The organism is Flavobacterium sp. S87F.05.LMB.W.Kidney.N, assembly GCF_004366435.1.
Classification (GTDB): Bacteria; Bacteroidota; Bacteroidia; order Flavobacteriales; family Flavobacteriaceae; genus Flavobacterium.
On record NZ_SODX01000002.1, the window covers coordinates 625819 to 646894 of the forward strand.

Annotated in this window: 18 protein-coding genes, 1 other RNA gene and 1 pseudogene; 13 read left to right on the forward strand and 7 right to left on the reverse strand. The window is 33.8% G+C overall.

Annotated elements, in window-relative coordinates:
• Window positions 1–28: 28 nt before the first annotated feature.
• Together EDB96_RS08550 and EDB96_RS08555 are read right to left on the reverse strand one after the other, a co-directional pair.
• A complete protein-coding gene (locus EDB96_RS08550) occupies window positions 29–6568 on the reverse strand; it encodes a gliding motility-associated C-terminal domain-containing protein (RefSeq protein ID WP_134140153.1) in 6540 nt (2179 codons plus the stop codon).
• A gap of 17 nt (window positions 6569–6585) precedes the next feature.
• Window positions 6586–7137, reverse strand: coding sequence for a hypothetical protein (locus EDB96_RS08555; protein ID WP_134140155.1), 552 nt, complete (start codon window positions 7135–7137; stop codon window positions 6586–6588).
• 498 nt (window positions 7138–7635) lie between these two features.
• Between EDB96_RS08555 and EDB96_RS08560 the strand changes: the two genes are divergently transcribed.
• The 6 genes from EDB96_RS08560 to EDB96_RS08585 all read left to right on the forward strand — a co-directional run bounded on the left by EDB96_RS08560 (window position 7636) and on the right by EDB96_RS08585 (window position 13153).
• Window positions 7636–8121, forward strand: a complete 486-nt coding sequence (locus EDB96_RS08560; protein WP_134140156.1) for a SixA phosphatase family protein — start codon at window positions 7636–7638, stop codon at window positions 8119–8121.
• Window positions 8122–8126: 5 nt separating this feature from the next.
• Window positions 8127–10205 (forward strand): polyphosphate kinase 1, encoded by a 2079-nt coding sequence (gene ppk1, locus EDB96_RS08565; protein ID WP_057116450.1) that lies wholly within the window; start codon window positions 8127–8129, stop codon window positions 10203–10205.
• Between the two features lie 31 nt (window positions 10206–10236).
• On the forward strand, window positions 10237–11127 hold the full coding sequence (locus EDB96_RS08570; RefSeq protein ID WP_057116449.1) for a Ppx/GppA phosphatase family protein: 891 nt from the start codon (window positions 10237–10239) through the stop codon (window positions 11125–11127).
• A gap of 137 nt (window positions 11128–11264) precedes the next feature.
• The gene (locus tag EDB96_RS08575) at window positions 11265–11837 is read left to right on the forward strand and encodes a TMEM175 family protein (RefSeq protein WP_057116448.1); all 573 of its coding nucleotides are present in this window, start codon (window positions 11265–11267) and stop codon (window positions 11835–11837) included.
• Window positions 11838–11853: 16 nt separating this feature from the next.
• Complete coding sequence (locus EDB96_RS08580) at window positions 11854–12414, forward strand: Crp/Fnr family transcriptional regulator (protein WP_134140157.1); 561 nt, start codon at window positions 11854–11856, stop codon at window positions 12412–12414.
• 160 nt (window positions 12415–12574) lie between these two features.
• Window positions 12575–13153 (forward strand): NAD(P)H-dependent oxidoreductase, encoded by a 579-nt coding sequence (locus EDB96_RS08585; RefSeq protein ID WP_134140159.1) that lies wholly within the window; start codon window positions 12575–12577, stop codon window positions 13151–13153.
• Window positions 13154–13168: 15 nt separating this feature from the next.
• Here EDB96_RS08585 and EDB96_RS08590 read toward each other — a convergent pair whose 3' ends face one another.
• Both EDB96_RS08590 and dnaX read right to left on the reverse strand, forming a co-directional pair.
• Window positions 13169–13612, reverse strand: a complete 444-nt coding sequence (locus EDB96_RS08590; RefSeq protein ID WP_057116445.1) for a hypothetical protein — start codon at window positions 13610–13612, stop codon at window positions 13169–13171.
• A gap of 248 nt (window positions 13613–13860) precedes the next feature.
• Window positions 13861–14946 (reverse strand): DNA polymerase III subunit gamma/tau, encoded by a 1086-nt coding sequence (gene dnaX / locus EDB96_RS08595; RefSeq protein ID WP_134140160.1) that lies wholly within the window; start codon window positions 14944–14946, stop codon window positions 13861–13863.
• A 244-nt stretch (window positions 14947–15190) separates the two neighbouring features.
• Between dnaX and EDB96_RS08600 the strand changes: the two genes are divergently transcribed.
• From EDB96_RS08600 to EDB96_RS08620, 5 genes and pseudogenes are all read left to right on the forward strand, one after another.
• Window positions 15191–15832 (forward strand): DUF6000 family protein, encoded by a 642-nt coding sequence (locus tag EDB96_RS08600; protein WP_134140162.1) that lies wholly within the window; start codon window positions 15191–15193, stop codon window positions 15830–15832.
• Between the two features lie 70 nt (window positions 15833–15902).
• Entirely contained in the window at window positions 15903–16340 is a 438-nt protein-coding gene (locus tag EDB96_RS08605; protein WP_134140163.1) for a hypothetical protein, read from the forward strand.
• A gap of 79 nt (window positions 16341–16419) precedes the next feature.
• Complete coding sequence (locus EDB96_RS08610) at window positions 16420–16899, forward strand: BON domain-containing protein (protein WP_134140165.1); 480 nt, start codon at window positions 16420–16422, stop codon at window positions 16897–16899.
• A gap of 6 nt (window positions 16900–16905) precedes the next feature.
• Window positions 16906–17277: a LysM peptidoglycan-binding domain-containing protein gene (locus EDB96_RS08615; RefSeq protein ID WP_134140166.1), complete on the forward strand. Its 372-nt coding sequence runs from the start codon at window positions 16906–16908 to the stop codon at window positions 17275–17277.
• A 143-nt stretch (window positions 17278–17420) separates the two neighbouring features.
• Window positions 17421–17676 (forward strand): annotated as a pseudogene (locus tag EDB96_RS08620) (type II toxin-antitoxin system ParD family antitoxin).
• A 148-nt stretch (window positions 17677–17824) separates the two neighbouring features.
• On the opposite strand, the gene EDB96_RS08625 reads toward EDB96_RS08620, so the two are convergent.
• On the reverse strand, window positions 17825–18118 hold the full coding sequence (locus tag EDB96_RS08625; RefSeq protein ID WP_057116439.1) for a hypothetical protein: 294 nt from the start codon (window positions 18116–18118) through the stop codon (window positions 17825–17827).
• A gap of 124 nt (window positions 18119–18242) precedes the next feature.
• On the opposite strand from EDB96_RS08625, the gene rnpB reads away from it, so the two are divergent.
• Window positions 18243–18585, forward strand: an RNA gene (gene rnpB, locus EDB96_RS08630) — RNase P RNA component class A.
• A 31-nt stretch (window positions 18586–18616) separates the two neighbouring features.
• A complete protein-coding gene (locus EDB96_RS08635; RefSeq protein WP_134140167.1) occupies window positions 18617–19867 on the forward strand; it encodes a cation:dicarboxylate symporter family transporter in 1251 nt (416 codons plus the stop codon).
• A 108-nt stretch (window positions 19868–19975) separates the two neighbouring features.
• Here the strand turns inward: EDB96_RS08635 and EDB96_RS08640 are convergent, their stop codons facing one another.
• Window positions 19976–20170 carry a hypothetical protein gene (locus EDB96_RS08640; RefSeq protein ID WP_057116436.1) on the reverse strand — a complete coding sequence of 65 codons (195 nt, stop codon included), beginning with the start codon at window positions 20168–20170 and terminating at the stop codon, window positions 19976–19978.
• 208 nt (window positions 20171–20378) lie between these two features.
• The gene (locus EDB96_RS08645; protein ID WP_134140169.1) at window positions 20379–21068 is read right to left on the reverse strand and encodes a response regulator transcription factor; all 690 of its coding nucleotides are present in this window, start codon (window positions 21066–21068) and stop codon (window positions 20379–20381) included.
• Window positions 21069–21076 lie beyond the last annotated feature (8 nt).

Genomic DNA, 21076 nt, shown 5'->3' on the forward strand with positions numbered 1-21076 from the left:
TCAGTTAGTTGTTTTATTCAAAATGGAATTATTTCGATAGATATAAATACCCGTCTAGTTTGTTATCTTGAATAGTGTTGTTTCCATCGACAGACTTATAATTAATAATATAAAAATAAGTACCAGTTGGGAGTCCGTCAGATTGCTTTACAGTTGTTCTTCCTCTTGAGTTACCGTCAAATGCATTTGTTGTATTGTTATAATTTTTGGTTTCAAAAACTAGAATTCCCCAGCGGTTATATATTTCAACTGTATTTTCTGGATAACAAGTTAAATCTTCAATATTGTCAATTTTGAAAATATCGTTCGTTCCGTCGCCATTTGGAGAAAAGGCATTATGAGGTAAAACATTGCCACAGGCTAGTACTTTACAATCATCGTTTACTTCCATATCTAGGACAATACTTCTTGGACATTTTTCATCTGCTATTATATACTCAAAAGAATAATTACCAAGCGCTATACCAAAAGGATTAAATACACTTCCCTGAAGGCTATTCGTATTATTTCTATCAATCCAAGAACCAGTAGTGGGACTGCCTTCTGGCAGTAAAGTTGTTAAGTTAATCAGGGTTGAATCATCAGTACAAGCTGTACTTTTAATTTCTGTAATTCCGTTTGGAACTACAGAAATAGTGACAATTGCAGTATCACAATTCTCAGCACTCAATTTGTCACAAATTCTATAGCTATAAGTGTAATTTCCTGCTGGTGTCAAACTAGAAACGGTTACATTTCCAGAAGCGTCAATTGTAATGTTTGGATCTGTTTTAGTATTATTTTCGTTAATAAGCATAAAGTTTACTAGTTGCAGCGTTGCAGGATTTAGCCCTTTGAAATCATTACTTAAAACATTGCCGACAAGTCCAAAAGTATTACATCCGATATTGTTGTAACTATCATCATTAGCCACAACTGGAGTAGGCGGAGCAGGAGCATCTAGAATTATGATAGTTACAATAGCTGTATCACAGTTTCCAAAATCGGCCTTTTCACAAATCTGATAAGTCAATATGTAAGTACCGGCAGGTGCATTGGCAGCAACGTCTACCGATCCGTTTGGATTTAATGTTAAAACTCCTTTAGGATCTGGCGTTACAATTGTTAATGTTAGATCATTAATATTTGCAGCATTATTGTTTAATGTATCGTTAGTAAGAACATTTACAATATTGGTAACTGCTCCAGGTCCTGTAATTGGTGCTGGATTATCGTCATTAGCATTAATTGCAAATGCTGGTCTGGCAGTACAATACGGATCTGCTGGAGGGTAATTAACAGTAATAGTTTCGGTTGGATTTAAAGATATTATCAGATTAGCTGCAGGACGTAATTTTTCAAATCCATCAGGACCTTGGATCCAAGTATTGTTTTCAAAAATCCATCCCGGCCAGTCAATTCCTTTTCCAGTTCCGTCGACAACAGCTCCAGGCCATAATACACGACCATTTAAGGGTAAATCGGTCATTGTTGTAATAATAGTATTGCTACTGTCTGCCCAAGCAATTGTTAATCCGTTCACAGGAGTGAAGTTTATAGGAGTAACCACATAATCAATGTAAGGAACGTCGTTGATACAAATAGGTGTTGCAGTAACCGTCATTTTTGGTGTTTCAATTGTAATTGTAACAGTTGCAGTATCACAGTTATCTGTTTGGCCTGCTTCACAAATTTGATATACTAATGTTAATGTTCCTGCCGGCGCATTTGGTAATACATCTACAGAACCATTAGGATTTAATTGTAAATAATTATTTGGTGTTATGGTTGTCAGTATTACATCGGTTGGAGTTACTGAGATACCTTCAACAGTATCGTTTGAAAACACATTCAAGACATTTGTGGTACTATGATTTACACCGGCAACTGGTCCAGCAGTATCATCATTCGCTACAATGACTTTTATAACTTTACAATTTACACTAAAGGTCTGAACCAATTTAGTGATGTTTCCAGCGCAATCTGTTAAAGTGTAAGTTCTCGTTACGATAGAAACATTTCCGTCGCACTCAGTACTGGTATCTGCTACAGTTATATTTACTGTTGGACTGCAATTATCAGCAGCATCTTTTATGTCTGATGGACTTCCGACAGGAATCAAATCTATACTGGCTAAATTATTTACATTCGCAGGAGCTGTTCCAGTCGGAGCCGTTTTATCTCTTACAGTAAGAATTTGAGTATATGATGCTGTGTTTCCACTACAATCACTCGTTTTCCATGTGCGGGTTAAAGTGTAGTTAGAAGCACATCCATTTTGAATATCCGATTTTGTTTCGGAGAATACAATTGGCAAATCTCCATTGCAATTATCTGAAGCATGCATCTCAGCTGGTTCAGGAACTGCGTCACAAGATACTTCGATATCCAAAGGAAGAGTACCTGTAAATATTGGTGCAGTTGTATCTTGAATAGTAATCACCTGCGTGAAAGTATCAGAAGTATTTCCGCAGTCATCTTTCACAGTCCAAGTATTGGTATAAGTTCCAGCATTTGCACAATTTGCAGAAGCTGTAAATGAACCGCTAACTTTTACAATATTGGTTACATCAGCATCACAAGTATCATACGCTGTTGGAAATAAAGCCTGCGCAGCTGTTAAAGCTGATGCGTCACTGCACTCAATAGTTTGATCTAAAGTTCCCTCTTGAGTTGTCCAAGTTGGAGGAGTATTATCTTGTACCATTATGCTTTGGCTAACAGGAAGCGAAATGTTTCCACAAGTATCTTTTGCGGTCCAAGTTCTTGTAGTTGTATACGATCCAGCACAATTTCCTGGCGTAATAGTATCAACGTAGGTTAATAAAGAAATAGTTCCATTAGTATCAGAAGCAGTTGCTTGTTCAAAAACAGGCGCTCCTGGACAATAAATTGTAGTTGTTTGTGGTAACGGGTTTATAATTGGTATAACAGAATCTCCATCAATAATTGTAAATGATTCCGAAAGCTGGCATCCATTTGCATCTGTGATAACAACGCTATAGTTTCCAGCAGTAAGACCAATTGCCGAAGCAGTTGTCTGCACAGGATTTGTATTCCAAGTATAAGTATATCCAGAAGTTCCGCCAGAAACCGTTACGGTAGCAGAACCGTTATTACCGCCTCCACAAGTAACATCAGTTTGTGTTTTTACTGCACTTAATGCATTTTGTGGCTGCGAAATTGTTACAGCATTAGATTGAGAAGAACAAGAATCGGTTACCGTTAAAGTATAAGTTCCCGCAGGTAGATTTGAAACAGAAGTTGTACTTCCTACTTCAACATTTGCACTGTTTTTCCAGGAATACGTTACTGTTCCCACAGCATTTGTAATTGTTCCTGCGGTTACAGTTCCAGTACTTTCACCAAAACATAAAACATCTGTTTTAGAAGAAATTCCCAAAGTTAAAGCAGCGAGTGGCTGATCGATTGTAACCGAATTAGATTGAGAAGAACAAGAATCGGTTACCGTTAAAGTATAAGTTCCCGCAGGCAGATTTGAAACAGAAGCTGTACTTCCTACTTCAACATTTGCACTGTTTTTCCAGGAATACGTTACTGTTCCCACAGCATTTGTAATTGTTCCTGCGGTTACAGTTCCAGTACTTTCACCAAAACATAAAACATCTGTTTTAGAAGAAATTCCCAAAGTTAAAGCAGCGAGTGGCTGATCGATTGTAACCGAATTAGATTGAGAAGAACAAGAATCGGTTACCGTTAAAGTATAAGTTCCCGCAGGCAGATTTGAAACAGAAGCTGTACTTCCTACTTCAACATTTGCGCTGTTTTTCCAAGAATAAGTTAGTGTTCCCACAGCATTTGTAATTGTTCCTGCAGTTACAGATCCAGTACTTTCACCAAAACATAAAACATCTGTTTTTGAAGAAACTGCAAGGGCTAAAGGTGCATTGGGTTGTAAAATGCTAATTGTTATTGTTCCTTGGCAGCCATTGGCATCAGTTGCTGTAACCTCATAAACTCCAAATCCCAAATTATTTAAAGTTTGAGAAGTTCCAGCATACGCAGAACCGTTCTTTTTCCATGAATAAGTGTATGGGGCAACTCCTCCAGAAGCATTATTTACAATAATTGAGCCAGTAGCTTCATTAAAACATTTTACATCTACGTGCGAAGCCGTTAATTCTGTAACTATAACGGTGCTTTTGGTAATTACGACTGGTTTTATATCGTAACAATTAGAAGAATTTGTTCCTTTGATATAATAAGTTCCAGGAACGGCAGTACTAAAATTGGCATACGGAATACTCGCAGCAGCATCAGTCCAATAGGTATAAGTCAAACCTGATGTGCTGCCAGCAGTGATATTTGCAGCGGTTAAATCTACTGTTGCTGCTGGTGCACAAATAGGAAGTGGATTGGTTATAGTTATTGTTGGTTTTGAATTTATATTGACTACAATTGCTTTTTTAGGACCAATACAAGCATTAGTTTTTCCTTCTGCAACATAATAAGTAAATTGTCCTGCAACAGCAGTAGAAGGTGTTAATGTCTGCTGGCCTGTTGAAGTGGCAGTTTGGTAATAGTATAATGTATACTCGGGTTTGCTTGGTACCGCAGTTAAAGGAAGCGCATTATCGCCAATACAATAGTTTACAGGATCTGTAACAGTTGGCATTGTTGTAATGCTTTCAACTTTAATCGTAAATTGAAAGTAACATCCGGCAGCAGCTCCGGGAGGAATTGCATAATAAGTTGATGTTCCCACTGTCGCAGGGAAAGGGTTGTTAATCGTATATTGGGTTGTTGTTCCCGCTACTACTGGGTATGCATTGTAAAATGTGGAACCAGAAGGAAACGAACCCGTTACATCTGTAATTGGAATTGAGGATGCATTATTACAAAAAGTAAAAGAAATAGTTGGTGAAGTAGCCTGACAATTCACATTTGTATAATTTGAAGAATCTATAGTGGTTTGAAGCGGTGCAGATATAGTAGTTCCTGTACAACTTCCAGAGGTTGTATAACCTAAAATTAAAGGTTTGTCGGTTACTGTTACAGTCGAATTTACACCTTGTCCGCTTAACGAGCCGTTTACTTGAACTACATTACTGCAGTTTGAGTTTTTAAGCAAAGCACAGTTTTCTGTAGATTTTAATTGGAAGGTCAGCTCCGCCAAAACAGTATTTGGATCAGATGGTAAAGGTAATGTGCCAATGTTCCAGACAATAGATCCGTTGGCGCCAATTGTAGGTTCGTAAGTAAGCAAATTTGGAGAAGGAGCTGGATTGAAATTCACTGTTTTAGCTAAACTTCCGCTAACAAATGTGGCATTGTACGGAATTGGAATAACAATCTTGCTGTTTTGAATCGCTTCAGAACCTCTGTTTTTTATTTGTATTTTATAACCAAGTTCTTGACCTGGCAAAACAGTGTAAGGACCAGCACCAGCAGAACTTCCGTTAATAGTTGTAGCTGTAAGAACACCTTCAATTTCTGGTACGTATGCATCAATTGCCATTACGATCGAGAAAATCGTATAGGTGTCAACCGTAGATCCATATTTAAAAGTCGTAGAGGTCTGATTGTTTCCAATAATATCTTTGTTACTGTTTGGAAGTTTAAACATGCTGATATCAAGTCCCGAATTATTGACCAAATTCGGATTTCGGTTGTTTCCACCAGTGCTAATAGAAGAATTAAAAAAGTTATTGGCAGAATTTCCAGTTCGGCTTAAGCTTAAATAATTGTTGGTATTCAATTTTTGAATCTGAAAGTAATCACCCTCATAGTTCACATCACCTTCGCCGGCCATAACTCCAAGTTTAACATCGACTGGCCCAGATGTTACAGAGTTAAAGCCCGAAACAGGAAAACTATGTTCTGCGGTTATATTATTTTGCACAAAAGCGTGTCCGTCAAAAACAGTAATATCTCTGTTTTTCATGTTAGAATTTTCATAAACCACGACCAAACCCCATCCCGCATATTTTCCTATCGCGCCTCCGTCAGCGCCTTCAGTTGCCGCAATGTTGGCCGCAAAATATTCACCAATTCCGTTTGTTCTAACATAATCCGTAACCTCCGCGTAAGCAGTAAACATATTGTTATCTGCATTTGTCGGAAAATAAATATCTGTCGCCGTAAATTCATCATAAGTACTGTCATTAGGCCCTTTAAACAGAATTTTTCTTTTATCTAAAGTTTTATTCACGCCATTTTTAGTCACATTAAAAGAGTTTGGGCTGTAAGCCGCATCAGAAACTCTCCCAGTCCAGTACAATCCAGCATAAACAATATTATAGCAGTTCGTTAACTTTACTCCGCTGTCATTTAGCAAATCCAAAGTTGCCGCAGAAGAGTTAACAGTTTGATTGTTATTATCCTTATCTACATATACCATCGGGAAAGGTCCGTTGGTTTCACCAGCGTCATAATTCTGCATAGTTAGATTAGTGTTTCCAATCATCGTAAAATCTCCTTTAATTTTATAAATCGTTTTGGTAGGAGAATAAGAAGATGTTCTTTCTTTAAACGGTTTTATAACCTGCGCATTTGCTTCAGTAATACCAATGATAAGCATCAACAAGAAATAAAAAACCGCAAAATATTGAGAGTAGATTTTTTTCATAATAGTAGTTTTTTAAATTATCCGCCTATAGAAATTTTATACAGAAGAACATATTTTGAAGTATCATTTTTTATCAAATTATTGATAACAGAAGGATTAGTCCCAATTCCTGAAATGATGAAAATGTATTTTAATTTTTCGAAAGCGGAGAAAGCATTCAGATCGATGGATTGGTTTAAATCTGTCGTTTTTTCAATTTTAATCGATACAATTTCGATGTCACTTTTTGTAGCAATAGAAGAATTAAGACTATTAACCGAACTAATATCTGTGAACAAAGCAGTAGGCTGGTCGCCGTAAATATTTATATCTCCAGAAGAAACATAAACAGCTGATTGTAAATCGTAAAGAAGATGTTTGAGATCACTAAGCTTAGAATCCTGTCCCGAATTTTCTAAGTTGGTTAAGTACGAATCCACATTTTCACTTTGAGCAAATGAAAAAGTTGTTGTTAAAAAAAACAGCACGAAAAAAATGTTTTTTTGAAAGATGTTCTTTTTGAACGAAAAAATAAACTTACAATTGTAAACAAATTTTACTGCTTTTTCAAGAGTAGATTTAGTTCTCATAACTTAAGACTTTGTTTTGAAGTATTTATAAAATTTTAACAGAATCAAAGTTATAGGGTCTATTTATTTTTGATTTTTTTTGTCTGTAACTAACCTAAAAACTCGTTGAAATGTATTTTTTGTATATAAAACAGCGTCAAAAAGCATTTTTTTTAACACAAAAAAGCCAAATTTTTAATACATTTTTTTTGCTTTTTTGTTGAAAACAGAGCGTTTTTAAATATTGTAAGTTGTTAAAAATCAAATATTTAGTTAAAATTTTGAAAATTTAAAGAATATCGACTAAATACTCATTTTATAGATGAAGTACATAAAAAAGAAAAATCTGCGTTTTATGTTATACTTAAAAGTTAACGATTAATAAACTATTCATTCTTGTTAAAATTTGGATATAATGTTAACACAAATAAAAAAAAGAAAAGGTTTAAAATATCTTTTGTAAATTAGAACTTAATTAAAAATATAAGTCTGCAAGTCAGGTTTTTAAATTTATTGTTTATGAAAAATCTTATTTTAATACGTCATGCTAAATCAAGTTGGGAAGCACCATTAAAAGATTTCGATCGTCCGTTAATGAAAAGAGGAATCTTAGACGCGCATGATGTGTCATTAAATATCTCAGATTACCTTCCTAAAACCTATATAATTTGGAGCAGTACTGCAGCAAGAGCTTCAGAAACAGCTTTAATCTTTGCACAAAACATTTCTTACCCTATAGAAAGCATCGTTTATAAGGATGACCTTTATACTTTTGATGACAAACAACTCGAAAAAGTTATCAAATCGTGTGATAATAGTTTTGAAAGCGTTATTCTTTTCGGACATAACGAGGCTATTACAAATTTTGTTAATAAATTTGGGGATGTTTTTATAGAAAATGTTCCAACATCTGGCTTTGTCTCATTGCAATTTGATGCCGACAGCTGGAACACAATCGATAAAGGCAAAACACATAAAACTATTTTCCCCAAAGATTTAAAATAATTACAGTGTACGAACAGAAATATATCGATAGAGAAAAAAGCTGGTTAGCGTTTAATGCAAGAGTGCTTCAAGAAGCAGCAGACAACACGGTTCCACTTTTAGACAGACTGCGTTTTGTTGGAATTTTTTCAAACAATTTAGATGAATTCTTTAGAGTTCGGTATGCAGCCATTCGTAGATTAAGTCTCTCTGGAATTTCTGGCGAAAAATATTTGGGAGGTATTTCTGCCCATCAATTAATTAAAGATATTACAGAAATCGTAATTCAGCAGCAGTCTGAAAGTTTACGTATTTTAGGAAATATCGAAGCAGAGCTTGAATCTGAAAATATTTTTATTATCAACGAAGATCAGATCACGCCAAAGCAGGAATGCTTTTTAAAAGATTTTTTCACCCAAAAATTAAGTCCAGAATTAGTAACAATTATTCTGAATGATTTGGCTGTTTTTCCAGTGTTAAAAGATACCTTAGGATATTTGGCAGTACGTTTGGAATTGAAAAATGATGAGGTTCGATATGCTTTAATCGAAATTCCGAAAAACATAAACAGATTTGTCGTTCTTCCTTCAGAAGACGAAAAACAATATGTAATTCTAATCGATGATGTTATACGTTTTAAACTAAAAAACATCTTCAATATATTTGATTATAAGACTGTTTCGGCGCATATGATCAAAATTACTCGTGATGCGCAATTGGACATTGACAGTGATTTGAGTAAAAGTATGCTGGAAAAAATTGCTACATCTGTAAAAGACCGCCGAATAGGAGAACCAGTTCGTTTTATTTATGATAGTTTAATCGAAGAAGATACGCTACGTTTCTTCCTAGATAAAATGAAAATCGTCGAAACAGATAGTATTATTCCAGGAGGAAGATACCACAACCGACGTGATTATATGAGCTTTCCAAATTTAGGACGTTACGATTTATTGTATAAGCCAAATGAGCCGCTTCCGGTTCCGGGTTTAAGTTTAGAAGGAAGTATTTTAGAAAAAATCAGTAAAAAAGATTATTTGGTACATGCACCATATCAGTCTTTTTCTTATTTGACAAAGTTTTTGCGCGAAGCAGCTTTAGATCCTAAAGTTACAAGTATTAAAATTACTTTATATCGTTTAGCAAAAAATTCACAGATTATCAGTTCGCTGATTAATGCTGCTAAGAATGGAAAAAGAGTAGTGGTTCAAATCGAGCTTCAGGCGCGTTTTGATGAAGCTTCGAATATTTCCTATGCAGAACAAATGCAGACAGAAGGTATCGAACTGATTTTTGGAATGAAAGGTCTTAAAGTACACAGTAAAATATGTGTTATTGAAAGAACAGAAGAAGATAAAAACCGACGTTACGGATTCATTTCAACTGGAAATTTCAACGAATCGACCGCAAAAATTTATACCGATGTTACGCTTCTTACCTGCCATCAGGGAATTTTGAAAGACACATCAAAAATATTTGAATTTTTTGACATTAATTATAGAGTTCACAGATACAAACATTTAATTGTGTCGCCGCATTATACCAGAACAAAATTTATAAAACTGATTGATCGTGAAATTCTTCATGCCTTAGCGGGTAGAAAGACACATATTAAATTAAAAATGAATAGTTTATCTGATTTTAAAATGATCGATAAATTATACGAAGCCAGTAATGCCGGTGTGAAAATTCAGCTTCAAGTGAGAGGAATTTGTTCTTTAATTCCTGGAATTCCGGGAATGAGCGAAAACATTGAAGCCATAAGCATCGTTGATAATTATTTGGAACATTCAAGAGTTTATATTTTTGGAAATGCAGGTTTAACAGAAGTTTACATTTCATCTGCCGATTTCATGACCAGAAATCTTGACGGAAGAGTTGAAGTAACGTGTCCGATCTATGACCTTGAAATTAAAAAAGAACTGATAGATAATTTCAACATTGCCTGGAAAGGAAACGTAAAAGTGAGATATCATTCGTATAAATTAGATAATAAATATAAACCTAAAAATCATCATGCCCCATTTAGAGCACAATTTGAGACCTATAAGTATTATCAGAATAAAATAGCAATGCTGGATGAGGTTCCTCAAAAAGTAAATTAATAATAAAACAATTTCAAATCATATAGTGAGCATGATTAATATAAGGAAGTTTGCAGCGATAGATATCGGTTCAAATGCCATGAGGCTTCTGATATCCAACGTTGTAGAACAAGATGGGAAAGAACCGCAGTTTAATAAAAGTTCCCTTGTTCGTGTACCAATTCGTTTAGGGCAAGATGCCTTTACAGTTGGAGAAATTTCGCCAGAAAATATAGACCGAATGGTTGATGCTATGAAAGCATTTAACCTTTTGATGAAAGTACATAAAGTAGAGCGTTATATGGCATTTGCAACTTCTGCAATGCGTGAAGCCTATAATGCAAAAGAAGTCGTGGCTTTGATTAAGAAAAAAGCCGACATTAAAATCGAAATTATCGATGGTAAAAAAGAAGCAGCAATTATTGCTTCTACAGATTTACATCATTTATTAAAAACAGACGAAACCTATCTTTTTGTAGATGTGGGTGGTGGAAGCACTGAATTTACATTATTCTCAGATGGAAAAATGATAAATTCGAGATCTTTTAAAGCTGGAACCGTTCGTTTGCTGAACAATATGGTTCATGATGTGGTTTGGGACGAAATCGAAAAATGGATCAAAACGAATACCGCTGGATACGAGGAAGTTACTTTAATTGGTTCTGGGGGAAATATTAATAAATTATTTAAAATGTCTGGAAAGCAGCAAGAAAAACCGCTTTCTTACATTTATATTAATTCACAATATGCTTTCTTAAATTCTTTGTCTTACGAGCAAAGAATTGCCGAACTAGGTCTGAATTCTGACCGTGCCGACGTTATTATTCACGCTACCCGTATTTACCTAAATGCGATGAAGTGGAGCGGCGCACGCCAGATTTACGTTCCAAAAATTGGACTTTCTGACGGAATCGTAAAAGCGATGTATTACGGAAAAATTTAAAGTACAATAACTTTTTTTGCCACGAATTCCACAGATTTACACGAATTATATTTTACAATAAGCATAAAAAAGTGTAAATCTGTGGAATTCGTGACAGACTTTTTTAACCTATAAGTTGAAAACTTAAATCTTAGTAAATGAATAAAACTAGACTTGAAGCCTTTAGTGATGGTGTTTTGGCAATTATAATAACCATTATGATCTTAGAAATTAAAGTGCCGGAAGGAAACGAGTTTGCAGATCTAAAACCATTAATACCTAAGTTTTTAAGTTATATATTGAGTTTTATTTACGTTGGAATTTACTGGAACAATCACCATTATTTACTGCACGGTTTATCTAAAGTAAACGGAAAAATTTTGTGGAGCAATCTGCATTTATTGTTTTGGTTATCTTTAATTCCGGTTTCGACAGGATGGATGGGAGAACATAATTTCTCAAAAGCAGCAATGGCATTATACGGAGTCATTTTGTTGTTGTGCGCAATAGCTTTTGTAATTCTTCAAAAAATAATTGTTGATACAGAAGGAAAAGATTCGCTCTTGGCTAAAGCATTAGGAAAAGATTTGAAAGGAAAAGCTTCTGCAGTTTTGTATATAATAGGAATAATAGCTTCATTTTATAACGAATGGATCTCAGGAGCTGCTTATTTTATAGTAGCAATGCTATGGCTTATTCCTGATAAAAGAATTGAAAGAGTTTTTTCTTAAAGTTGATATTTAATAAATGAGGTCAATTTTCCAGTCCATTCAAGATTTTTCTCAGGAAGAATTAGATCTTTTAGATGATTTAATCACATTTCGAACACTGAAAAAAGGCGAACTTTTATTAACAGAGAATCAGGTTTGCAATGAAATTGTATTTATAAAGAAAGGAATTCTTCGTTCCTTTTTTATCAATCATAAAGGAGATGAAATCACCATTTGCTTTGCCTTTGAAAATGAATTTATGGCTTCGTTTGCCAGCTTTATAACAGAAGAAAAAGCAGAAGAAAGCATTCAGGCCTTAGCAGATACAGAATTACAGGTTTTAGATCGAAAAAGCCTGGAAGAATTATATAAATCAAGTTTCAACTGGCAGGAAACGGGCAGGAAATTAACAGAACTAGAATTTGTAAACCTTCAAAAGAGAATGATTTCTTTTCAGAAATTATCAGGCGCACAGCGTTATGAAGAGCTTTATAAAAATCAGAAAAAATATATTGAGTTAATTCCATTGCAATATTTAGCTTCCTATTTAGGAATAACTCCAAGACATCTAAGCCGAATCAGAAAAGCAGCGATATAGTATTTTTTGTTTTACACAGATTTTGCAGATTACGCAGATTTTTTCAATCGTTTCTTTAGATAAAAAATCTGCTAGAAAATTAAATCAAGCAATCTCAATATTCAGGACATTTGTCCAGTAAAAGAAATAAGTCGAATAGTATTTTTGAAAAAAGAACAATATGAAAAAAATACTGATTATAAATGGGCATCCGAATCCTGACAGCTTTAATTTTGGCATTGCAGAATCCTATAAAAATGGAGCCGAAGCTTCTGGCGCTGTAATAGAAACTATTACAATTGCATCTCTAGATTTTAATCCCAATTTAAAATTTGGTTACCAAAAACGAACCGAATTAGAACCCGATTTGTTGGAATCTTGGGATAAAATCAAAAGAGCAGATCATTTGGTATGGATACATCCCGTTTGGTGGGGCGGACTTCCAGCTATAACAAAAGGCTTTATCGATCGTTTATTTCTTCCAGGAATGGCTTTTCAGTACAGAGAAAATTCAGTTTGGTGGGATAAACTGCTAAAAGGAAAAACGGCACACATAATTACAACTTTAGATCAGCCGAGCTGGTATTATAGATTTGTTTACGGAAGACCAAGTGTTAATCAGTTAAAAAATTCTACTCTAGAATTTTGCGGTGTAAAACCTGTAAAAGTCAGTTATATAGGAGTTATCAAAGGTTCTAAAGAAAAGCAGAGAAAAAAATGGCTTGATAAAGTTTATAATTTCGGAATTAGAAATCTGTAAGCAGAAACAAAAAAATTAATCTTTCAAATCCAATCCAAATGTTGAACGTAACAATTCGATGTTTGGATTGATCTCTAAGAAACGATTGTAACGGTCCTGATTGTTATAACTTCTTTTAGCTTCTACTTTTTCATTTACAATTACTTCAATAGTAATATCATGATTGTGTAAATGTCCTTTTAAATGCCCTAATAATCCATTAATCTGACTTTCAAATTCTAGTTTTGAACCTTCGTTTGGCAGTTCGTAAAGAATTCTTGTACCATCCAAAACAGGATCGTTAATTAATAGGATAGATTCCATAATTTTGAATCCTTTTTGACCTAAACGTTCTGCATATTTGTTCCAATGCAATAACATTTCAGTTTCTGTAAATTCTTCAGTAGGTAAAACAGATGAAGGTTTTACGTAAGATTTACTGCTTGCCTCAAGTTCTTTCTTTTTTCGGATACTTGCCAATGAAAATGCAGAAACCTTAGGCGTATTGCTTGTTTCTGTTTTCGGAGTTTCCGCAGTTTGAGTTTTTGGAGCTTCTGTAGCTGGAGTACTATTTCCAGTTTTTGGAACGTTAGAATTATCGTTTTCACTGCCATTTTGATTGACATCGATATTGATTTTTTCTTCCGTATTTGGATTTTGGGATTTTAAATCTGGGGTTTTAACTTCCGTTATAGAGAAGCTTCCATTTTTATAATAAGTAGGCGGAATTATGAATTGCTCAACTTTTTTTTTTCTCCATCAAAGTTGATAGAGGCCAATTGCATCAAACATAATTCTACTAAAAGTCGCTGATTCTGACTCAATTTGTATTTCAAATCGCAGTCGTTTGCAATATCAATTCCTTTCAATAAAAATTCCTGAGAACATTTTTGAGACTGAGCGCCATACATTTGCTGTGCTTGTTCTCCCACTTCTAATAAAGCAATGGTAGAAGGCGTTTTGCTGACTAGTAAATCTCTAAAATGAGAAGCCAATCCAGCAATAAAATGATGTCCGTCAAAACCTTTTGCAAGAATATCGTTGTATGCTAATAAAAGATCTGGAATTTTATTTTCCAAAATCAAATCGGTAATCGAAATGTAAGTTTCGTAATCTAAAACGTTTAGGTTTTCGGTTACGGCTTGACGTGTTAAATTAGTTCCGCAATACGAAACCACACGGTCAAAAATAGACAAAGCATCACGCATTGCACCATCTGCTTTTTGAGCAATAATGTGCAGTGCATCATCTTCAAAATTGATTCCTTGACTTTTTGCAACTTCAGCTAAATGTTCTTTAGCATCTTTTACTGTAATTCTTTTAAAATCAAATATCTGACAGCGAGATAAAATCGTCGGGATAATTTTGTGTTTTTCTGTTGTTGCTAAGATGAAAATAGCATGTTTTGGCGGTTCTTCTAAAGTTTTAAGAAAAGCATTAAAAGCAGCCGAAGACAACATATGAACCTCGTCAATAATATATACTTTGTATTGTCCAGTTTGCGGCGGGATTCGAACCTGATCAATCAAGCTTCGAATGTCATCAACTGAGTTGTTTGAAGCAGCATCTAACTCAAAAACGTTAAAAGCAAAATCTTCATTTGGATCGTCATATCCAGGCTGGTTTATTTTACGGGCCAAGATACGCGCACAGGTAGTTTTTCCAACTCCACGTGGTCCGGTAAACAAAAGGGCAGAAGCAAGGTGATTGCTGTCAATAGCATTCAACAAAGTGTTGGTAATGGCTTTTTGCCCCACAACATCCTTAAAGGTCTGCGGGCGGTATTTACGAGCCGATACTACAAATTGTTCCATATTCTGTTTTTATTCGATAGCAAATATAGGCTGAAAATTACCAAATCACAAATCTGAAAATCATAAAACTTTTAAAGGTTTTTTGAGTGGATTGAGTATTAGAAGATAATAGAGTTTATTAGCTAAATATCTTTTTTAATTAAGTCATTTTATAGGTTGAAATGAATATTTTTACAGAAGTAAATTATTTTAAAGTGAGATAAGTTTATAATTAAAAAACTCAATTAAATGAAAATATCTTGAGATGAATAAAAAAGAATTGAATGAACTAAAATTGCATGTTGCGGGTGCAACAGTAAGTCACAAGTCTCCTTTTGAAAATTTATATTTGTTTAAAAATGATTTTGAGTTAACGGAAAATTTTATTAAAAGATGGGTAATGCCATTCTACATGAATATTAACGATATAAGTGAAGAGTGGATTAGAAAATTGATTGATGTAAAAAATGAAATCTCACCTGAAATTATTCAAAGCAATCTTGGTGATTTTAATTGGCGAACAAGGCAAACCGGAGCTTTTTTTTCTGCAATCACAAATCAAACACAATTTATAGATATTATTGGAACTCATCTATTAAAAAGTGAAGTCTGTTATGCAGGAACTGTATACTGTAAAGTCTTAGCGCACTTTAATTCAGAAAAATGTGTCGAATATTTGAATTTATATCTCGATTATTACTTAATAAAACCAGATTTATGGTTTGATCAAAGATCAGCACTGGAGGCTATTGTATATTTAGATAAAGTAAACTCAACAAATCATTTCGAAAGACATTTTGATAATTGGATGAAATTTTTAAATAACAAACCATTTTGGAGTAAAGAAATTTCAACAGTAAATTTAGAAAAACAGCTGGAATTAATTGAGTTGGTGGAACGTTTTTAATTAATGTAATTTATCAAATAATACCTTAAATTTAAAAGTAAAAAAATCTCCGTTCTTAGTGAGAGTAGTGATGTTTTCCTTAGCTTTTTCTTTTTTTATTGCACCTTTGGCAGGTTTGATTTTTGCTATTGTATTTACCACTGTTTTTAATATTGGCTATTTTATTGTAACTGGAATTTTCTGGATTATCGGATTTTATACACTTAGAGTTTCTCTGTGGAATACTTACGGCGAAGAAAATATTCAGTTTTTAGAAAACAAAGTCATTTATGAAGCCAATTATGGCTGGTTTAAAGATGGAAAGAAGGAAATATCAATTTCAAATCCAAAATTTTATGCTTTAGCTGCAGGATATGAAGAAGATAAGGAAGGAATTTTAGTAATAACTTCTAATGAAGCTGAAATTGATACTGTTGTAAAAATGCCAATGACTGAAGTAGGTGAATTAGTCTTACTGTTAGAAACTCTCAAAAATAAATCTAGCTTATTTTTACTGGAAAAGATATAAAACTCATTAGCATATCCTATAATGTTTTGATATTTAAACTGTTTAATTTTAGATAGTTAATTATTAAAACTTTATTATTATGAAAATCAAATCAATTTTATTGGGAATCGGTCTTTTTGTTTCACTTGCAGCATGCGCCCCTAAAGATGCAGATATAGAAAAAGCAATCAGCGAAAAATTAAGTGACACAACAAACATACAAGTTACTGTGCATGAAGGTGTCGCAACAATTACTGGAACTTGCGACGACGAAATTTTCAAAAAAAATATCGAAAAAAGTGTTAGAGCAACGAAAGGTGTAAAATCTGTAGTGAATACCTGCGAAATTGCAAGAGCTAATCAAGAACCTGCTGCAGCAACTGTGGTAATCAATTCAGATGCTGAATTAGATAAATCGATACATAAAGTAGTAGATGCTTACGATGGCGTAAGTGCAACTGTTGTAGGAGGTGTTGTAACACTTTCGGGAGAAATTAAAAGAGATAAATTACAGCCTCTATTACAAAACATACAGGAATTGAAACCCAAAAAAGTTGATAACAAATTAACTATTAAATAAAGCATCATGAGTTTACTAGATAAATATAGAGAATTGACAAATTTGGCAGCTGAATTAGGAATCGCCAATTTGCAGTTAAGAGAGCAGGATAACGTTTTATATATTGACGGAGAAGCAAAATCTGCTGAGGACAAAGAAAAACTTTGGAATTCTTACGCTAAAATTGATCCAGATTACAGATCTGGCGATGTGGTAATGAATATTCAAGTTGTCGCAAGACCTACAACAGATTATACTGTAAAAAGTGGTGATTCGCTTTCTAAAATTGGAAAAGAATTTGGAGTTTCCTGGCAGACAATCTTTGAAGCTAATAAAGATGTTATTTCAAACCCAGACTTAATTCAACCTGGTTGGAAATTGAAAATACCAACGGCGTAAATTAAATTACGCTTTTTGCATAAAAGTCCGTTTTATTGACGGGCTTTTTTTGTGGAGCATATTTAAAGTAAAAAGACGTTATATTAAAAGAGAGTAGAGGGAATTACCAATTTTTGGTAACTTTATAATTCTAAAAATTAAGCATGGGAAGAAATACTTCTATATCATTAGGAAATCATTTTGAAAATTTTACTAAAAATAGACTTTCTGAAGGAAGATATAAAAATGCAAGTGAAGTTGTGAGAGCTGAATTGCGTCTTTTGGAAGAAGAAGAAAATAAATTATAATATTAAAAAAAGCTGTGAAGAAGGACAATACAGTGGTCATGCAGAAAACTTTGATCCAATAAAACATCTTAAAAGTTTAAAAGCAAAGAAAAAAATGGATTTAAGTTTTTAATGTTTTGAATCAGTTTTTAAGGTTAAAACTAACACATTTTTACAATAATTCTTTCCATTTATATCATTTCGACGAAAGAGAAATCGCATTTTACTTTACAGCATTTTAGTGTGATTTGTTTTTCGTCGAAATGACAAAAGTTAATAAACTACCTTCCTCTAATACTTAAATCAAATAAAAATTTAGCTGTTTCCTGATCTGAATCGGCTGAAAAACCAGCTACATACACGCCCTTTTTGCCGTTAGTAGATTTAATTCCGTATACAACTGCCTCATCCGCTGGGTCTGATTCCCCTTCGTATCGATACACATGAACAATTTCAAATTTCTCAGGATTCTTTTTAATCATGTCTGCATTTCGATTAAAATCGCATGTAAATCCTTTTTCATTCAATTGATCTAAAGCCTTTGAGACAGTTGCGTAATGATACATTCTTTTCATGATAACTGAATTTAAATTAATAGATTTTTAAAGATAACTAATTTAAAATTAAAAAGTTATGGTAAAGCTCATAAAATGGGAAATTTAAAACCAATATAGTTAAGTGATAAAATTGTACTTTTGCTGCGCAGACCGCCTTATCGTCGTTCCAATTTATTGGGAGGGAGGAAAGTCCGGACACCACAGAGAAGCATAGCGGGTAACACCCGTCGGTCTCGTCCCGAAGTCTCGGGATCGGGATTAGGACAAGTGCAGCAGAAAGTATGTACAGGTAATGCTGTAGTGAAAACAGGTAAACTCTATGCGGTGAAATACCAAGTATATCAGCATTTAAGGGCTTCTCGTCCGTTGCTGAAGGGTAGGTAGCTTGAGTTCCGAAGTAATTCGGAATCTAGATAAATGATAAGGTATTGTCTCGTTGTAAAATGAGACAAGAACAGAATCCGGCTTATAGGTCTGCATTTTTTATATATTTGTGAAACTATCTAAACCTGCTTCATGAATATTTCTACTCCAAATCCTTCTTCCAAAACTAATAAAAGTCTTTTCCGCGCTGTAATTACCAATTTGACTTTTTGGGTTTTAATTGCAATTATTGCAGGTATTCTGCTCGGACATTTTTCACCAGAAAATGGTATGAAAATGGAAGTTTTGGGCAAAAGATTCGTTGATCTTATCAAGCTTTTTATTGGACCAATTATTTTCCTGACGATTGTTTTGGGAATTTCTGGAATGGGAAATCTAAAGAAAGTAGGACGCATTGGGATAAAAGCTCTTGCTTATTTTGAGGTAGTTTCTACAATAGCATTGGCAATTGGCGTTGCAGTTGCTTATTTATTTCAACCTGGAAAAATTGATAAATCGGGATTGACTCTCGGAGATGCAAGTCAATATACAAATGCGAATGCTGAAAATTTTTCTTGGCTTCAGTTTTTCTTTTCCAATTTTACACTGCAGGTTTTGCTGGCAGCAATTATTTGCGGAATTGCTTTGAATTTCTACCAAAAAAGAGAACAAACTATTTTGGTTTTGGAACGTTTTTCTAAAGTTGTTTTTACCTGTTTAAAATATGTAATGTATTTAGCGCCAATTGGTGCATTTGGCGGAATGGCTTACACAATTGGGAAGTTTGGATTAGCAACTTTAATTCCGCTTGGGAAATTAATGCTTTGTGTATATTTAACCATGGCACTTTTTGTGTTTGTAATTTTAGGAAGTATTCTGCGGTATTATAAAATCAGTATTCTTTCGATTTTAAAATATATCAAAGAAGAACTTTTATTGGTTTTAGGGACTTCCTCTTCAGAAGCTGCTTTGCCGAGTATTATGGTAAAACTAGAAAGAATGGGCTGCAGTAAATCGGTTGTAGGATTGGTAATTCCGACTGGATATTCTTTCAATCTCGATGGAACTTCGATTTATCTTTCCATGTCAGTAATTTTCTTAGCACAGCTATACGATGTACATTTGAGTTTCTTCGAAATCCTAACCGTTATCGGAATTTTAATGATTACTTCGAAAGGTGCGGCGGGAGTTACCGGAAGCGGTTTTATTGTTTTAGCATCTACATTAACGGCGCTTCATAAAATTCCCGTTGAAGGTTTGGCCTTTTTATTGGGAGTTGATAAATTTATGAGTGAAGCCAGAGCAATTACAAATTTGATAGGCAACACAGTAGCAACCATTATAATTTCTAAAACAGAAAGAGATTTTACAGAATTGAATCTTGATCCAGTTTTAGAAGAGTAGATTTTTTAAGGTTCAAAGGCTCACAGTCACAAAGGGACAAAGTTTTTAAATCCTTTGAACCTCTGCACCTCTGAACCTTTGTTACTTTAAATGTTGCTTTAAAAGAAACTAAGCCTCATCTTTTGTAGCACGAACCAAACTGATTCCTGACATAAAAAAAACGATTCCTAGTACACCGTAGATAATTAATGATTTGATATCTCTTGTTTCTCCAGATGTGCTGGCAAAAATTACAGCAGTATATATAAGTCCTACTATTCCTAGGATTGTCAATAATCCTCCGAAAAATCTTTTTAGGTTCATGATTGTTAGATTTAAAAGTTCTTATTCAAATGTATAATTGAAATAGACAAAAGTTGTTATACAATTGTTGGTGAAAGATTATATGATTACAAGCAAGAACTTGTGAGAAAATAAAATAAGGTTTTAAAGTTTTACATTGTTCAATTGCTATTTTTAACCAATTGATAGACAATGAATAATAATTCTCAAATAAAAAAACCTTGATACGTCAAGGTTTTTCTATTTTAAATTCTAAGCCGATATTACGAACGCTTTCAATTTTGATTTTTGGATCTGAATTAAAATATTTTCGAAGCCTGCTGATAAAAACATCCATGCTTCGGCCTGAAAAATAATCATCTTTTTTCCATACAGACATTAAAATTTGATCTCTCTTTAATAACTGATTGTGATTCAGATATAAATACTCAATAAGAGAAGCTTCTTTCTCTGTAAGCTGTTGTACGTGATTTTTATTGTTGAGTGTTAATCTTTCATTATCAAAAATATAAGAACCAATTTCAATAATATTGTTTCCTTCCAGACTTCTTTTTTGTTCGATTCTTTTTAGAATATTCTGCAAACGGAGAAACAGCTCATCGACTTCAAAAGGTTTTACGATATAATCGTCCGCGCCTAATTTTAAACCAATGATTTTGTCTTCTTTTAACTTTCTTGCCGTCAGGAAAATAAATGGAATTTCAGGATTGATCGTAATTATTTTTTCAGCCAATGAAAATCCGTCCAATTTGGGCATCATCACATCAAAAACACAAATATCAAAAGTCTGGTTTTTGAAATACTCTAAAGCTATTTCGCCATTTTCTGCCCAGATTACTTCAAATTGATGCAGTTCTAAGTATTGTTTTAAAATTGCTGCAAAATCAAAATCGTCTTCAGCTAAAAGTAATTTTTTCAAAATAAGGT